Here is a 16,232-nt window from a genome sequence, read left to right on the forward strand (position 1 = left end):
AGAAACGTTATGAAAACAAAGATCCTTATTTTAGCAGTTGTATGTATGGCTTATTGTTCAAGTGTGGTTGCCCAATCGGTAACTAAAGATGCCGTACCGGTTTTTCAAAAGAAAGAATGTATCATCAATGATGACAAGACCCAGGAACCTAAGCTGAAGAAGATATTCACAACAGATGCCGAAGGCAAAAGAACCGAAATGGTAGTCTATCAATGGGACAGAAAGTCTAAAGACTGGACACTCTACGAGAAAACAGAATACAAATACAATACAGACGGCAAACTGACTCAGTTGGTGAGATCCGAATGGGATAAGATATACTCGTCGTGGATAAATGAGAGAATACAGAATATCAATCCGAGTTGATAATATAGTAGATTAGTTGGTTTAAATGAGAGACAGCCTTGCCACAAAAGGGCTGTTTCTTTATTTTGTGGCCAGATACATAGAGCAGATGCCGAAGGTATAGGTCTTACACTTAGCCTCCGAAAAACCGTTTTGGAGTAAGGTATCGACCATTTCCTTGCCCTGTATAAAAGCCTCTATCGACTTAGGCAGGTACGAATAGGCAGCATTGTCTTTCGAGATAAGACGTCCTACGGTAGGAATGAAAAGCCGTGAGTATAGCCAGTATGCCTGCTTCATCGGGAAATGGCGGGGAGTGGATAACTCCAGAATCATCAGCTGTCCGCCCGGCTTCAGGATGCGGAGTATTTCGCGCAAACCTTTATCCAGATCTTCGAAGTTGCGTACGCCAAAGGCTACCATGGCTGCATCGAACGAATTGCCGGCCAAGTCAAGTGCCATGCAATCCTGCCGCTCGAACGAAATCTTGTCCGAATAGCCGGCCTTAGCGACTTTCTTGCGGCCTACATCCATCATCCCTTCGGATATGTCGATGCCTAAAATCTTTTGTAGGTTTAATAACGGGTATGCCTGTATGGCCAGATCCCCGGTGCCTGTGGCAATGTCTAAAATAGTCTGAGGATTATTCTTCTTTAATGATAAAATTCCTTTCTTCCGCCAACCCCTGTCGATACCCATCGATAGTGTATGGTTGAGCGTGTCATAGTTTTCCGCTATCGAGTCGAACATTCGTTCGACCTGCGTGCCTTTGTTTTCGGCACTGTTGTAGGGAACTATTTTTTCGGCGTCGTAAGTCATTTGACAGAAGGGATTTTTGCTTCTGTTTTTTTGATGTTACGGGCTTTTACTTTGACAATCTTTCCTTCCTCCGAGAAGAAAAGCGCTCCATTTTCTTTTTGTTTTGCTTCAATCAAACGGTTATAGGATAAGTGCATCCCTTTCAACAGTTTGTTTCTTAAAACAATCTCGCGTCGAGTCATAAGTTTTTAATTTCGTTATACGTATCAGCATTGTGTATACACAATACCTTTTCTTTTTTTCCTTCCGCAATCAACTGGAAAGGGTTGACCGAGTTGTCGATCACCATCCAGAAGTCTGTTACCGGAGTATATAATTGAAATAAATTACGTTTTCCTGCTTTGTATCTCCGGCGTATCACGTCCTGAGGAATGTTATGCCCTCCGGCCTTGACTCTTTCCTCCACCCTTTTGATTGCCAGTTCGGGCGAATTGAGCCAGAAATATATCAGTGTCACAAAATAGCCTTGTTCCTGCGCCTCTTTGATGAAGCTGACGTATGATTTGGTAGCAAGCGTCGTTTCGATGGCGAAATCGGCTTGTTGCCTCAGCATATCCTTCATGCGTGTCAGCATTATCCTTCCGGCCTCTATGGCAACCTTTTCGGGCTGGAACGGGGATAGCCCTCTGGCTATCTCATCGGCATTGATAAATTCTTTACAGTTTACAATATCAGGAAGCATCGTATAGGATGCGGTTGTTTTGCCCGCGCCATTGCATCCTGATATTATGTAAAGATTCGGCATAAATTATATTAGACTGTTTCTACCGGTTATGGTTTAGATACCCGGTAATGTTTCTTTCGATACGGCTTGCCACATCGCTTATATCAGCCTTGACAAACGTTTCGCCTACTATTTTCTCGTACAACTCTATGTAACGTTGCGATACGCTGTTGCAATATTCCTCGGTCATTTCGGGAACGGTTTGCCCTTCTTTCCCTTGGAATCCGTTTTCCATCAGCCATTTGCGGACAAACTCCTTGGATAGCTGACGTTGTTCTTCGCCTTTTGCGAATAAGTCGTTGTAGGTATCCTTATAGAAATAACGCGAAGAATCGGGAGTATGTATTTCGTCGATCAAATAAATTTTGCCGTCGCGTTTCCCGAATTCATATTTCGTATCTACAAGAATCAGCCCTTTCTGTGCGGCAATCTCGGTTCCGCGTTCGAATAGGGCATATGTATATTTTTCCAACTGTTCGTATTCTTCTCTGCTCACTAAGCCCTGAGCGATAATCTCTTCTTTCGAGATGTTCTCGTCGTGGCCTTCGTCTGCTTTCGTTGTCGGCGTAATGATAGGTTGAGGAAACTTCTGGTTCTCCTTCATCCCTTCGGGGAGGGCTACACCGCAAAGAGTGCGTGCACCGGCTTTGTATTCGCGCCAAGCGCTTCCTGTGAGGTAACCGCGTATCACCATTTCCACCTTATACGGTTCGCAACGGTAGCCAACGGTAACCATAGGATCGGGTACGGCTATCTTCCAGTTAGGGACGATGTCTGCCGTAGCGTCTAAGAAGCGGGCTGCTATTTGATTGAGAACTTGTCCTTTATAAGGGATTCCTTGCGGTAGTATGACGTCGAAAGCCGATATGCGGTCGGTTGCAATCATCACCAACAAGTCTTCTCCGATGGAGTATACATCGCGCACCTTTCCGTGGTAAACGCTGCGCTGGTCAGGAAATTCAAAGTCTGTAGTAACTAAAGTATCCTTCATTTTGTGAGTATTATAAAATACCGTTTTTACGTCGAAACAGAAGTCAAAGATATAATAAAGTTTTTTCTTTGCAATGCACAAATTTGCTAAAAATGTGCAATAAATATTCGCGAACTGTTTTACTTCGTCAAAGTCAATAAGATACGAATAGTTAAAAATACGTTTTACCTGCCTCGAGGGCTAAAAAAAGGAAAAACAGACATCAAAAAGTGAATGAACTCTAAAAAGTATTCCCCTTTACAGGACTAATATAACAGTCAAGTTTTGTCAAAAACCTACTCTGTTGATAATCAGTCGAAATTTAGTTAAAACTTGACACTCTTGACAAATATTACGCGATACAGTGTTTTTTCACCCCCTCCAACCTCCCCCACAAGGGGAGGCTATTATATAGATAAAGTTGTTTTATTTTATTACCCCCTCTTGTGGAGGGGGTAGGGGGAGGTAGGTTAGTCTTTCTTGCAGCGGACGGAGTATAGACCATAGCGGCTGTCGGCGGTCCGGTGTATTTGCTGTGAGTAGTGCTGCTTGTTGTTTATATAATGTAACCAAGCGTTGAAAATGTTAGTGTAGGCGCTAGCCGACCAAAAACGGATCTGGGCGCCGTAACCGTTTGTCAGACCACCGTAGGCGAAGCCCACAGGCATAGCGTTAAAACCACCCTGCGCTGTGGAAAGACTTTTGCCGCCAGTATTGCCAAAGGTGCTACCCTGTAGTATACACTCCGATTGGATAGCCAGACCATGGCCTCCGGAACCGGAAGAGCCACGGTATCCAATGGTTATTTCCCATGCGCTGTTCCAGTTGCCGGCATTGGGGAGAGGGTTCCAAATAGTAGTGTTTTTAAGCTCATCTATGGTGTAAGTGCTGTATTTACCCGCGTTCTCGTAAAGTTCTTTTTCCAGTTCGTTCCATTCTCGGTCACTGGGGATATGCCAATTAGGAGGACAGATGCCTTGTATCTTTCCATCTTTTGCTCCTACCGATGATTCGTATACGGATTCTATTTCGTCAACTCCGGGAATTGTTCCGGCAACTTGTGCTTGCTCTTGATTCACGCCATCCTGTTTGCCAAGAGTAGCAGCAGAATATGTGTAGAGTAATCCTTGTCGTTCGTTCCACGTAGCAGGAGCTGTTGCTGCTGAATAAGGGTCTCCGTTCGGGTAGATATAAAACTTCGATGTATAGCTGTAGTTTCCGGCAGAAGCAGTTATACTATTGTCGGTAGGTATATAGCGTATATTCTCTATCATCCAAATGCCAGCATTACCAAATTGGCGGTAAGGGTAGGTTTGGCTACCCAATAGCTGAGGACGGAGATCTTCGTAATAGTATACATCAGGGGAAGATTCTGGCTTTTTGCCTAAGTATTGCCACTCTATTCCATCGAAGACATATAGTCCCTCGTAGATAGCTTCAGGAATAGCGCAACGATCCGCTTTGGTATTGTATACAACTAATGCTATATGGTCATTTAATACCCAATTACCCGTTCCTCCGATAGATGCAGATAGTTCGGCAGGAGTAATCGGCTTCAGGTTCATTAGTTCTACACGGGGAAGATTCAATCCTTTAGTTGTGGTAATTCCTTCCGTCAGGTCAAGTAAAGCTCCCTTCATTGGTGGCTGATTACTTCCGATAGTTACCTGCGCTTGCAGGCCGATTGTTGTTGTTAAGAAGGCTAATATCAAGATAGCCTGTGTCAAGATTGTTCTTTTCATAATAAAAAATAATTAGTTAATATGATAATGAGATAATGTGCGGATGATTTATAGCTTTTAGCTATTAGCTTATAGCCAATAGTACTGTCATGCTGAGCGAAAGCGAAGCATCTCTTTCGGTTTTTGTGTAGGGGCAGACCTATGTGTCTGCCCGATATATTGGTTTGCGGGCGCACACATACATGTATATTCTTTTTAATTGCCTCCACTTTTAAGTGGAGGTCTCGAAGGGTTAGTTCAAAAAGGGCTTTAGCCAAATATCTTTTGACTAAAGTCACCTCCTGAAAGATGTAATCATATCCACGCCTTAAAAGGCGTGGCAACATTAGACTGTTATCCGTTGACTGATAACTGTTGACTGAAAGACAGCCCCTCGCTCCCCCTCTTTTGGAGGGGGCTGGGGGGAGGTAGGTACGGCTGTCGCAGCCGGAAATACCCCTGACATTAACACAAGCAAATATTATTGAGTTGACAAGTAGACGAGTTGACCAGTAAACAAGTTTATACCATTCTCGTGTACTTGTTAACTTGTCTACTTGTTTACTCTTTTTTGAAAATTCTTCTCTAAAACCTTGGATTAATCCAAAATATTGACTATATTTTTTTTGTGTGTGTGTGGAAGTCTCATTTTTTCAACTATCAGGTTGATAAAACGAATCTTAAATAAAAATGTATGCTTATATGTGAGGTAAACTATCACTTCTAATCTATGCTTCTTCTTTTGTTGCAAAGAAAGGTATTTCTACTGACATAAGCAACTTTTGAATTCAAAACTTGCATAAACCGGATTTTATAGCGTTCTTTGCTCTATTAAGAACGGTTCTATATAAGCTCTACGAACGATGCCGCATAATAAGAATAAAATACTGGCAGTTGCCGAGACATCTTATATCATTCGCAAAGGATTGGCTAATGCCCTTTCACAGTTGGACATGGTGGCTAAGGTAATCGAGATAAAAACCATAGAAGATATAAACTATCAACTCGATATTATCCAACCCGACGCCTTGATTATCAATCCTATGCTGATGGGGCATACGTCTAAATCAGATATAAGGCATCAGCTGAGCCTGCCGAAAGATGCTATCGTGATAGCTTTCGTTTACAACCTGATTGATGAACAATTTTACCGCCAGTACGATGCCGTTATAAGGATAAACGATACGGAGACTAAGATAAAAGATACGCTTGTCGACTGTTTTACCAAAGGACAGGATAAAGCGTCCGACCTGGAAGGATTAAGCGACCGCGAGAAGGAAATACTGGTGAGTGTGGTGAAGGGGATGAGCAACAAGGAGATTGCCGACCATCACAACATCTCCATCCATACGGTTATCACTCACCGCCGTAATATGGCCCGGAAATTAAAGATACACAGTATATCAGGATTGACGATATATGCCATTATCAACAAGTTGGTAGATATATCCGAAATCAAATACCAAGATTAGAAAAGACATGAGAAACGTAACAGTTATATTCGATAAAACGATGAAAATGTCGGACATGATCGATGCCGACTATAGTTTGTTGCTGCTGCTCCACCGCTTGAATATTTCGCTCGGATTCGGGGAGAAGACAGTCGAAGCGGTATGCAGGGATAACAACTTCGATGCCGATTGTTTCGTCTTTCTCGCCAATGTACAGGCCAATGGCTCGCTGGTGAATATCGATGAAGAGTTCAACAAGCTGCCATTAGAGCCTTTCCTTTTCTACTTGAAGTCCTCGCACCGCTACTTCCTCGAGGAACGGCTGCCGAATATCAGGCGCAAGCTCGAAGTGCTGCTTTCTTCGGAGGAGTCGAAACTGAAAGATATTATCATGGAGTTCTTCGACAACTATACGAAGGAGGTACACGACCATATGTACCACGAGAACGATGTGGTCTTCCCCTATATCGAAGCCTTACTGCATAAAGGCGAAAAGACCGCCTATTCGATGGACACTTTCAGAGACGAGCACAACGATATAGAGGAAAAGATGAACGACCTCAAGCAGATATTGATGAAGTATATATCGGGCACGGGAACTGACCAGCTGCTGATAATCAATATCTTAATGGAGCTGTACACGTCGGAGGAAGAACTTGCCGCCCATACCTTTATCGAGAATAATCTGGTGATACCGCGTGTAGCGGCTATGGAGAAGAAATAAGAGCCGAGTCTTTATTATTCCTTATGCTTGCTCTTGGTTTTGCTTTTCGTAAGCGAGCTTGTCAGCAGTGCCTGCAACCTTTCGGGCGAAACGTTTACTTCTATCTCGCCTCCGCTGACAAAGGATATTTTTCCTCTTTCTTCCGAAACGACAATAACTTTGGCATCCGTCTCCTGCGATACAGCAAATGCTGCGCGGTGGCGCAATCCCATATATTGCGGAATATCGGCGCGCTGTGTCACGGGGAGGATACATCCTGCCGCTTTTATACGCCCGTCGGCAATTATCATTGCCCCGTCGTGGAGCGGGGTATTTTTGAAAAAGATGTTTTCTATCAGTCGTGTGCTGACGTCGGCATCTATCATTTCACCGGTCTCTTCGATGTTGGATAGCTTGATTTCCTGCTCGATAACAATCAGTGCACCGGTGTAGGTCTTTGCCATATTCATGCAGGCGAGGACAATAGGCGTGATGACCGAGTCGGACAGTTCCGAGCCCTTTTTGCCTGTGAAGAAGCGGGCTATCGTTTTGATAGCACTGTGCGAACCTACCGACATCAGGAATCGCCGTATTTCGTCCTGAAAGATAATAACGAGCACCAGCAGCCCTATATCGGCGACCTTGTCGATAATCGTTCCCAACAACCGCATCTGGAAAACATACGATACCAATATCCAGATGACGACGAATGCCATAATACCCTTCAATATAGCCGACGAAGTACCCGACTTGTTGACCAGTTTATACAACTGATACATCAGGACAGCCACCAATACGATGTCGATAATGTCTTTTATACCGAAGTTCTGAAACATATTCTTCTGTTGTTAGAACCTGAAACGTTCAAGTTCTTTCGTTATTTTTACTGCTTCCACAGCTTCTTTCACATCGTGCACGCGGAGGATGTCCGCGCCGTTCTGTAATGCAAAAGTATTCAAAACTGTCGTACCATTTAAACTTTCTTCGGGATTAATTCCTAATAAATGGTAAATCATTCGTTTACGCGAGATACCGACCAGTAACGGGCAGTCGAAAACCTCGAATCCCCGCAGGGCTGCCAGCAATTCATAGTTCTGTTCCTGCGTCTTGCTGAAGCCGAATCCCGGGTCGACAATAATATCATTCACACCCAACAGGTTGAGTGTTTTTATTTTCTCCGAAAAATAGTAAAAAATATCCTGAATCAGGTTATTATAGTCCGTAAATTGTCCCATCGTCTGCGGAACGCCACGCATATGCATCAGGATATACGGCACATGGAGGCGGGCAACGGTAGCGAACATCTCTTTGTCGATTTCTCCCCCCGAGATGTCGTTGATGATGGCTACACCATATTCCTCCACACAAGCAGCAGCAACATCACTATAAAAAGTATCGACCGAAAGGATAACATCCGGAAACTCGCGGTTGATAATTTTCAAGGCAAAGTGTAACCGTTCCATCTCTTCGGCAGAGGTGAGCATCGTAGACTTGGGATTGGTGGTTTGCCCGCCGATGTCGACAATCGCAGCTCCTTCGTCTACGATTTGCCGCACACGGTTGATAATATCTTCTTCGCTCTGCTTGCGGCTACCCGAATAGAACGAATCGGGCGTCACATTCAATATCCCCATCACAATGGGTTGCGACAGGTCGAGCAGTTCGCCTTTTATATTGATTGTTTTCATCTTTCTCTCTAATATATTTCTCAAAAAAGCCCTAAAAGTGTCGCTTTTTTGTACCACTTTTTGTCCCAGTAGTCACTTTTTTATTTACTCATTATGAGTTGGTTAATTCGATTTTCCGGTATAAAAAATCAGTATTTTTTTATTGAGTTACTTTTTTATATTTAGCTGCCCACTTGTCATGTTGAGTGAAACGAAACATCTCATCATGTAATTGAGAAGAGACTTCTCACATCCGTTCGAAGTGACAATAAAAAAATAACACTTCTCTACTCATTTTCGATGTTTTCATTGAGTTACCTTTTTCTTAGCGAACTCCGTGAAAAACTCCGTGTCACTCTGTGGTGAAAAATATAAATCATCACGTTTTGTATAAGAACGCTTTCCCATAACTTGTTTACTCGTCAACTTATAAATATAGATAAACTTCTGATTTACCGGTTCAGATTATTAAGATATATTTATAATGTATCGTTATGCATATTTTCCTCACAAGGAGACGATATACGTGTCGATTGCTCCCTTCTTACTAATATTCTAAAGATGAAAAAAGAAGCTACCTGTACCACAAGGAAAGGAACAGTGGCAATCCATAACATTGTCAATTCCTCGCTCGAATCGAAATAAAGTATGACCGGAATGACAATAAATCCAATCCAAAAGAAACTGAAAAAAGACAACCACAGGTTTTCTCTGAACTTCCGGCTAAGGTTTAACAGCATGCTGTAGGAAAGGAGACCGCACAATATATTGCCAAGCCCTAAAGTCCAGATAAAGAAAAAGCCCATAGCTCCGTGTCCCAATACTTTGTGCGGATGTTCTAAGACAGCAAATATGACATAAGTGGCTATGAACGACAAAAATGTAGCAGCTATACCTGCCAGCAAAGGGGCAAGGAGACAAAACAGTCTGATACTGATTTTCTTTTTCGGCTGCATATCCCGAAACGTTTTTTACAGTTCTATAATATCCTCTTCGAAAATGGTTATCTTTTCTATGCCGTTTTCGGTGACGAGCAACGTATTCTCATAGCCTACCGCACCCACCTGCGGGATAACAAACTTCGGCTCGAGCGCAAAGATAATATTCGGTTCGAGCAACTCTTTCGAGCGTGGCGTCAACACAGGCGGTTCGTTGATTTCCAACCCTACGCCGTGCCCGATGAATTTGGCTTGCAACTTCGTCCCCATAAAATAAGGCTCCAAAGCATTCTTCTTTACCAGTTCTATGGCTATATCGTACAACTCCGAACAGGCTACGCCCGGCTTAGCTGTGGCTTCTATGGCTGCGTGAATTTCGCGCGCTACCTGATGTGCTTTGTAGGCGGCTTCGCTTGTTTTGCCAACAGAATAGACACGCGTCATATCCGTCATCCACGGCGTATAATTGCCTGCCATATCCACCATAATAGTGTCGCCCTCTTTTATCCTTTCGCCTGCCGCACCCAGTGGTAGTGTAGGCGAAGTGCCCGCTCCACCCAGCGCATAATCGAATGGCGAAGGCGCTTCGGCATTCTCGCCCACCAAGAGGCTGCCCATGAAAATATCCATATTCAGCCCGTAGCTGCGGAAAATACCCATCGAACCGTGCTGGCGCATCAACCGCTCTATTTCTATCTGCAACTCTATGTCGGTCATTCCCCTGCGGAAAACCGACGGAATCTGCCGGTACACCTCTTCGTGTTTGCGGGCGCATGCCTTTGCCTGCTCTATCTCGAAAGCCGTTTTTATCATGCGTACCTGTCGCATCAGTACCGAGCCGTTTCCGGCTCCGGCAATCCCCAATGTATTCATCAGGCGCACCGTCTCGCTATAAGGCAGAATATCGGTTTCGAGCAGTACCTTCGTGGGCAGTGCTATTCCTGCCTTTTGCAATTCTTCGCTTATCTGCTCCGGCTTGCGGATAAAGGCTGTATTGTCAAAACTCACATCATCGGGGCGTTTCACAAAGTGCCTCACTTCGCCTTCGGCGGGAATGTAGCAATATCCGTTATATACGCACCCCGAAACGTAAAATACATTCACGGCGGTGGTTACGATACAAGCCTCGAAACCCTTGGCTTGCATGGCTTTTTGTACCTTATCCAAACGGATTTTTAAATCGGCTGTCAGCTTTTGCTGGTATGTTGTTGTCATCAGTATAATTGGCGTTTACTTTATTGTTGTTCTATTTCAAAAAATATAATATCATGCATTAGCTTTTTATTTGCTGGCATATAATTTTTTATTAATAATACTTTTTATTTCCCCTGTACCAATAACATTGTCTCCTTCTCTAAACTCGAATCTCATCCCTTCTTTTAGTTTATTTTCGAAGTATTCGATAGAAGCAAGTTTTATCTCGGCACGCACAGTATCTCCAGGGAATACGATTCTTCGCTCAATAAATATCTGTTGTCCTGAAGTCTGCATATCATCAAAATCAAACTTTATTTGCGACCTATATCCGGATTTTGCAGCTGTTTTTCTTCCGCCTTCCTCTATTGTTTTATAAGTCAATACGGCTATGAAATCTGCTTCTGAGTTTTCAGTTTCATATTTATTTTCATGGAAATATTCGTACGCTTCAGTTTCAAGTTCTCCACATTCCGAAATTACATCTCCATTTTCGTTATATATTTTATATGTTTCCTGCAAACTTTCTCCTATATCAGTACAACCATCAAGTCCTGTCAGAATTGTATAAAAAGTATCGGTCAATAAATCCGAAATAAGCCTTCTGATTTTTTCTTTATTCCCCTCATCAATATTCAATTTCTCTATATCATTAGAGGCTCTATTGAAGACAGCTTTTCGTTCCACATAAAAGTCTCGAGCAAATTTATCGGCTAAAGCATAATGATCTGTGTGATTCTTATCCGTCATTATTTTCTATCTTAAGATGTCAGCTAATAATTTCTTACCGCTAACGATATAATTGATACTGTTCTATAAACTCAAATACCTTCTCCGGCAGAAATGCTTTTACACATTTACCTTGCGAGATACTCTCGCGGATGAAGGTGGAGGATATTTCGATGATAGGCGATTCCAGCGCTTCCACTTTACTCCGCTGCTTCGATGGAATCGCAATGCGATAGCCTAAGCGGGGATAGACACGTATAGGATAGTTCTCCAATATAACATTATGGTCTTTCCAGTACTCGAATTTTGCCCAGTTGTCCGCCCCGATGATAAGCGTGAAATCATGCTGCGGATATGCTTCCGATAACTTTTCCAGCGTGTGGATGGTATAGGATGGACGAGGCAGTGAAAACTCGAAATCACAAGCCTTCATCTTCGGGTAACCCTCCAAAGCGAGCTTGGCCATTTCGTAGCGAAGATTCTCATCCAGCAATCCGGCTTCTTTTTTGAGCGGGTTTTGCGGGCTTACCAAAAACCAGACTTCGTCTATCTCGGTGAATTCGACAATGTAATTCGCCAGAATCAGATGCCCCATGTGAATAGGGTTGAACGAGCCCGAAAAGATACCTATATTCATGTCGCCAAAAATTCGCGTACGACTTGCAGGGCTTCTGCTTTGGCCGTATCCATATCATCATTCACGATAACCTTGTCGAAATGGCAGGCAAACGCCATCTCGTGTTCGGCTTTGGCTATGCGGTCTTCGATTACTTCGGGCGAATCTGTTCCCCGTTTCGTCAACCGTTCGCGCAGAACTTCTATCGACGGCACTTCGATAAATACCGAGAGCGCTTTATCGCCGTAATAGTCTTTTATATTGCATCCGCCTACGACATCCACATCGAAAAGGACATTGCCTCCGTTGTCGATAATGCGTTCGACTTCCGCTTTGAGCGTGCCGTAGAACTTATCTTTATATACTTCTTCATATTCCAGAAACTCGTCGCTGGCAATTCTTTCCCTGAATTCGTCGGGAGTGAGGAAATAATACTCCACCCCGTGTTGTTCCGTTCCGCGTGGCGGGCGGCTTGTAGCCGACACCGAGAACTGGAGGTTGAGGTTCTGGGACAACAGATAATTCACGATGGTCGATTTACCTGCTCCCGATGGCGCTGAAAAGATAATTAGTTTACCCATAGTATTTTATTGGCTGTATTGTCTGGAAATTCTTTTTTCCGGATGAATATCTGATAAATAAAGTGTGACAAGGAATACCCATTCCAACGGCTTCATAACGAAATAAACAATGCTCGACCTTAGCGGCGTATTGATATGTTTCGATACGGGATAGCCGTATTTGTCATAGTTCCGTCGGATAAAGGTATGAAAAAACGGCGCTATTTCTGCTATCTTTTCTTCAAAAGCATTGGCAATCATCAACTGCCGGTTGACAATGATGGTGCGGTTATGCCTTTTACCCAGTCGCATGGGTCTGACAACGGAAGGATGCCCGCAGGCAGCTACTGTGCACAGGTAATGTCCCTGATGGTCGAGGTAAGGCGGATGTTCCATCTGCGACAGTCGCCATGTCGATGTCTCGGTGAATACTTTGACTATGGAATCCGCTTCCTGTCCGAAAAGCATCAGGATGATAACGACCAACGCAAAGACAGGAAACAACAGCCCCACTATCCAAAGTGGTTGCCGCTTGGTATCGGCCATAAGCTTGTTCAATCGGTCGAGTATTTTGTTGTTGTAGCTTCTCGCTTCGGTTTCCTCTGCCACTTCGCGGACGACTTTTACTATCAATGCGATAGACAGTATGATGTATATGATAGGGTTGCTAACAGAGTATTCTATTCCGGTGAGGTCGTTGTAACCGCTCTTCTCGCTCAAATGGATAGCTGCAACGACGGAGATACCTATGCCAATCAGCAGGAAGACCATCGACAAGACGAACAATAGCGGCGGCATATTCCGCCCTTTGAGCCAGAGCAAGAGTGCCGATATTATACTTAGAATATAGAATACGATAAGTGTAGCCCGGTGCGTAAGGGCAAAAGGAGTATACCCCCGTTCTACTGGGTCGATAGCCTCGTGGTACTCGGCATCGGAAAAGAGAAATGTGAGAAGCAGCAGACCGAAGGAAAAGAGATAGGCCAATATACAAAGGATTTCTGTCAACCGCATGCCCAGGCTTTTATGCTTATGCCCGGACATAATTCCCCACGAGACCAATATGATAACCGACAAGGGAAGTAACAGCAATTCCATCAGGCCATCTTCAGTTTAGAGGACGTTCAACACCTGTTCTTTTATTTGTTCCAGTTCGTCTTTCATCCTGACGACGAGCTGCTGCATACCCGCATTATTCGATTTAGAGCCCATCGTGTTGATTTCGCGCCCTATCTCCTGCGAAATGAAGCCCAGCTTTTTGCCTTGCCCCTTGTCCTCTTTCATTGTCTTTTCGAAGTATGACAGGTGGTTTGCGAGACGGCTTTTTTCTTCGTTGATATCGAGCTTTTCGATGTAATAAATCAACTCCTGCTCGAAACGGTTCTTGTCATAGTCCACATTCAGATTCTCGAGGCTTTCCGTAATGCGGCTTTTTATTTTCTCTATGCGGTCGGCATCGTATTGGTCTACTTCGGCCAGCAATGCCCGTATGTTTTGAATCTTCTCTTCGAATAGCTTTTGCAGCATGGCTCCCTCTTGCCGGCGGAAGTTATTGAGCTGCTCGATAGCCTGTCCCGCAATCTCCAGTACGTTCTTCCATTCCTGCTCGTCGGCTTCCTGCGATTCGTATTTCATTACGTCGGGCAGGCGTGTCAGTATCTGGAACCAATCCGTAGGCTCGGCAATACCTAACGTTTTGGCCGATTCTTTTATCTGGTTATAATAGCTTTCGAGTATAGGCTGATTGATAGCGCTCGATGCTTCGCTGGTGGTGTTTTCGATATATATCAGGAAATCCACCTTCCCCCGTTCCAACTGCCGTGCAAGCGAGTTGCGGAGCGTCATTTCGTGTTCCTTGTAAATGTTGGGGATACGGACGGAAAGGTCTAACTGTTTGCTGTTCAGTGACTTTATTTCTACCGTAACCTTGCGCCCGTCGAGGTCTTGTGAGGCTTTTCCAAAGCCTGTCATCGATTGTATCATGTGTCATGTATTATTTTTGATTGATGCAAAAATACATAATAATTGACTGACAGCCTCTAAAAAGCAAAGGAATTATTATTTAACCGCGGAAGACGCAAAGGCCTTACGCAGAGGTTGCAAAGCGTTTCTTTACAGGACTGATATGCCTGTTAAGTTCTGTCAAAAACCTACTTCACTGATAATCAACCGAAATTTAGTTAAAACTTGACACTCTTGACATATTTGACGCGATACAGCATTTTTTGTCTTGTCATTTTTTTATTACTTAACCACAGAGGACACGAAGTTTTTACACAGAGGTCACAAAGTAAAAGAACGGTTCTGTCATGCTGAGTGAAACGAAGCATCTCGCCCCGACTATGAACAGCGCAAGGCGCAACGAGATCCCTCGTGTTCGCTCGGGATGACAAAGAACACAGAGAAACAGTCCCACCCCCTCCAACCTCCCCCAACTGGGGGAGGCTACCTGTATAGATAAAGTTTCTTGTAACTCGTAACTTGTAACTGCCCGAAGGGCGAAGTAACTGCAAAGCTTTGCTTTGCTTAGTTTTTCTTGCAGCGGACGGGGAACAGATTAGACCGATTATAGGCAATGCGTTGAACACGTGTTTCGTTATTATAAGAATGTCGTCGATGCCAGTTATAATCCGTCGTTCCATTGCCGCTTGCTGTTTGATAATCCCCATAAGAGCCATAATTATGAGTCGCATTGCCATAAGCATCACCAAGAAACATAATATTCATACCTGGACGAAACGAAATGGAAATTGTATTGCTGGTACCGTTGGTGGCAGTGGCAACTGTCGGTGCCGGACAAGGCGCTTTCATAGCATGCGCATGCGACCCACGATAAACTGCAGATGAACTACCTTTAGCAATAGTTCCACCAATATCTGCTGTGCCACTATACAAGTTGGTATTGGTGGTGATTTCCTGTTCCAACTGTGTCCATTCCCAGTCGCTTGGCAAGTGCCAACCATCGGGACAGATACCTTGCACAGGCGTAGGAGTAGTAGTAACATCCTCTCCATCGTTGATGGATGTCGTACCTGCACTTCCTCCCTTTCCACCCGTAGCAGCATCCCAGTTATACAGCAATCCTACGCGCGGATTATTATCGAAAAGAGTTTGGCTTGCATTTGGATATCCCCACTGAGCTACATTGTATGTAGTTGCATACGAATATGTAAGCGTCCTACCCTGACTATGCGGCGCCTTTGACGAATAGTTCAATGCTCTCACATTATGCAACATCCACCGCCCGGCATTGCCAAAGTCCCCCGAGAGAAAAAGGTTATCGTCCTGGTCGCGGTGTAGCTGGATGAGGTTGATGGGCTTGATAGCTGACGAGCCCGCATCCGCATTCGTCACGGCTGCTATCTCGTCGTCGGTGAAGCCTGCCCGCCTCGCCCATTCCTCGATACTCGGGTCGTTTCCTGTGACACAATTGACCATCGAAACCGTTACATCCTCAAAGCGTTTCGGTGTTTCAGCATCTTTGAAAGTGACATTCGCATAGTCGTAGCGGTTGCCTGCATTGGTAGTGTAAGGCACATTCGTAGTATTGGTAGTACCGTCTGTCAGCGTTTTGCCTCCTTCGGCTGCAACGGTAAAAGTAGCAGCGCTCTCCATACCCGTAATCTCTGCCTTCCAAGAGGCATTCCCCTGTACATTGAAGTTACCACTGGTAGCAGCTGTATAGGTTATTTGAGCATTGCGTAGCCTGTCTTTTGCTTTCAGGGCAAAGTTAGTCTGGTTGATGGTCACCGTTTTTATCTTTTCCTTGGAGTTGCCATCTTCATCTGTATCGGT

Annotated in this window: 18 protein-coding genes; 3 read left to right on the top strand and 15 right to left on the bottom strand. The window is 44.2% G+C overall.

Annotated elements, in window-relative coordinates:
- Positions 1-9 precede the first annotated feature (9 nt).
- Positions 10-366 (top strand): hypothetical protein, encoded by a 357-nt coding sequence (locus D0T66_RS14350; RefSeq protein ID WP_163358001.1) that lies wholly within the window; start codon positions 10-12, stop codon positions 364-366.
- 60 nt (positions 367-426) lie between these two features.
- Here D0T66_RS14350 and ubiE read toward each other — a convergent pair whose 3' ends face one another.
- The 5 genes from ubiE to D0T66_RS14375 form a co-directional block, all read right to left on the bottom strand.
- Positions 427-1,164, bottom strand: coding sequence for a bifunctional demethylmenaquinone methyltransferase/2-methoxy-6-polyprenyl-1,4-benzoquinol methylase UbiE (gene ubiE / locus D0T66_RS14355; RefSeq protein WP_163358002.1), 738 nt, complete (start codon positions 1,162-1,164; stop codon positions 427-429).
- The gene (locus D0T66_RS14360) at positions 1,161-1,346 is read right to left on the bottom strand and encodes a hypothetical protein (RefSeq protein ID WP_163358003.1); all 186 of its coding nucleotides are present in this window, start codon (positions 1,344-1,346) and stop codon (positions 1,161-1,163) included. The genes ubiE and D0T66_RS14360 overlap by 4 nt, the downstream gene beginning before the upstream one ends.
- Positions 1,343-1,909: a zeta toxin family protein gene (locus D0T66_RS14365; RefSeq protein WP_163358004.1), complete on the bottom strand. Its 567-nt coding sequence runs from the start codon at positions 1,907-1,909 to the stop codon at positions 1,343-1,345. The genes D0T66_RS14360 and D0T66_RS14365 overlap by 4 nt, the downstream gene beginning before the upstream one ends.
- Before the next feature lie 19 nt (positions 1,910-1,928).
- On the bottom strand, positions 1,929-2,879 hold the full coding sequence (locus D0T66_RS14370) for a phosphoribosylaminoimidazolesuccinocarboxamide synthase (protein ID WP_163358005.1): 951 nt from the start codon (positions 2,877-2,879) through the stop codon (positions 1,929-1,931).
- A 449-nt stretch (positions 2,880-3,328) separates the two neighbouring features.
- Positions 3,329-4,600: an FISUMP domain-containing protein gene (locus D0T66_RS14375; RefSeq protein WP_163358006.1), complete on the bottom strand. Its 1,272-nt coding sequence runs from the start codon at positions 4,598-4,600 to the stop codon at positions 3,329-3,331.
- Positions 4,601-5,442: 842 nt separating this feature from the next.
- On the opposite strand from D0T66_RS14375, the gene D0T66_RS14380 reads away from it, so the two are divergent.
- Together D0T66_RS14380 and D0T66_RS14385 are read left to right on the top strand one after the other, a co-directional pair.
- Positions 5,443-6,051: a LuxR C-terminal-related transcriptional regulator gene (locus D0T66_RS14380; protein ID WP_163358007.1), complete on the top strand. Its 609-nt coding sequence runs from the start codon at positions 5,443-5,445 to the stop codon at positions 6,049-6,051.
- A gap of 7 nt (positions 6,052-6,058) precedes the next feature.
- Positions 6,059-6,754, top strand: a complete 696-nt coding sequence (locus tag D0T66_RS14385; protein ID WP_163358008.1) for a hemerythrin domain-containing protein — start codon at positions 6,059-6,061, stop codon at positions 6,752-6,754.
- 14 nt (positions 6,755-6,768) lie between these two features.
- On the opposite strand, the gene cdaA is transcribed toward D0T66_RS14385, so the two are convergent.
- The 10 genes from cdaA to D0T66_RS14435 all read right to left on the bottom strand — a co-directional run.
- On the bottom strand, positions 6,769-7,569 hold the full coding sequence (cdaA, locus tag D0T66_RS14390) for a diadenylate cyclase CdaA (RefSeq protein ID WP_163358009.1): 801 nt from the start codon (positions 7,567-7,569) through the stop codon (positions 6,769-6,771).
- Between the two features lie 12 nt (positions 7,570-7,581).
- The gene (gene folP / locus D0T66_RS14395; protein ID WP_163358010.1) at positions 7,582-8,421 is read right to left on the bottom strand and encodes a dihydropteroate synthase; all 840 of its coding nucleotides are present in this window, start codon (positions 8,419-8,421) and stop codon (positions 7,582-7,584) included.
- A 458-nt stretch (positions 8,422-8,879) separates the two neighbouring features.
- Positions 8,880-9,356: a hypothetical protein gene (locus tag D0T66_RS14400; protein ID WP_163358011.1), complete on the bottom strand. Its 477-nt coding sequence runs from the start codon at positions 9,354-9,356 to the stop codon at positions 8,880-8,882.
- A gap of 15 nt (positions 9,357-9,371) precedes the next feature.
- Positions 9,372-10,553 carry a Xaa-Pro peptidase family protein gene (locus D0T66_RS14405; RefSeq protein WP_163358012.1) on the bottom strand — a complete coding sequence of 394 codons (1,182 nt, stop codon included), beginning with the start codon at positions 10,551-10,553 and terminating at the stop codon, positions 9,372-9,374.
- Between the two features lie 66 nt (positions 10,554-10,619).
- Positions 10,620-11,282 carry a hypothetical protein gene (locus D0T66_RS16220; RefSeq protein ID WP_185154849.1) on the bottom strand — a complete coding sequence of 221 codons (663 nt, stop codon included), beginning with the start codon at positions 11,280-11,282 and terminating at the stop codon, positions 10,620-10,622.
- Between the two features lie 40 nt (positions 11,283-11,322).
- Positions 11,323-11,898 carry a nicotinate (nicotinamide) nucleotide adenylyltransferase gene (gene nadD / locus D0T66_RS14415; RefSeq protein ID WP_163358013.1) on the bottom strand — a complete coding sequence of 192 codons (576 nt, stop codon included), beginning with the start codon at positions 11,896-11,898 and terminating at the stop codon, positions 11,323-11,325.
- Entirely contained in the window at positions 11,895-12,458 is a 564-nt protein-coding gene (gene gmk, locus D0T66_RS14420; RefSeq protein ID WP_163358014.1) for a guanylate kinase, read from the bottom strand. Before gmk ends, nadD begins: the two co-directional genes overlap by 4 nt.
- Before the next feature lie 6 nt (positions 12,459-12,464).
- The gene (locus tag D0T66_RS14425) at positions 12,465-13,535 is read right to left on the bottom strand and encodes a DUF6688 family protein (RefSeq protein WP_163358015.1); all 1,071 of its coding nucleotides are present in this window, start codon (positions 13,533-13,535) and stop codon (positions 12,465-12,467) included.
- A gap of 15 nt (positions 13,536-13,550) precedes the next feature.
- Positions 13,551-14,420 carry a YicC/YloC family endoribonuclease gene (locus D0T66_RS14430; protein ID WP_163358016.1) on the bottom strand — a complete coding sequence of 290 codons (870 nt, stop codon included), beginning with the start codon at positions 14,418-14,420 and terminating at the stop codon, positions 13,551-13,553.
- Positions 14,421-14,963: 543 nt separating this feature from the next.
- Positions 14,964-16,232, bottom strand: a 1,269-nt coding sequence (locus D0T66_RS14435) for a fibrobacter succinogenes major paralogous domain-containing protein (RefSeq protein ID WP_221412234.1), incomplete at its 5' end; no start/stop codon positions are given.

This window comes from Dysgonomonas sp. 25 (assembly GCF_010501075.1).
Classification (GTDB): Bacteria; Bacteroidota; Bacteroidia; order Bacteroidales; family Dysgonomonadaceae; genus Dysgonomonas.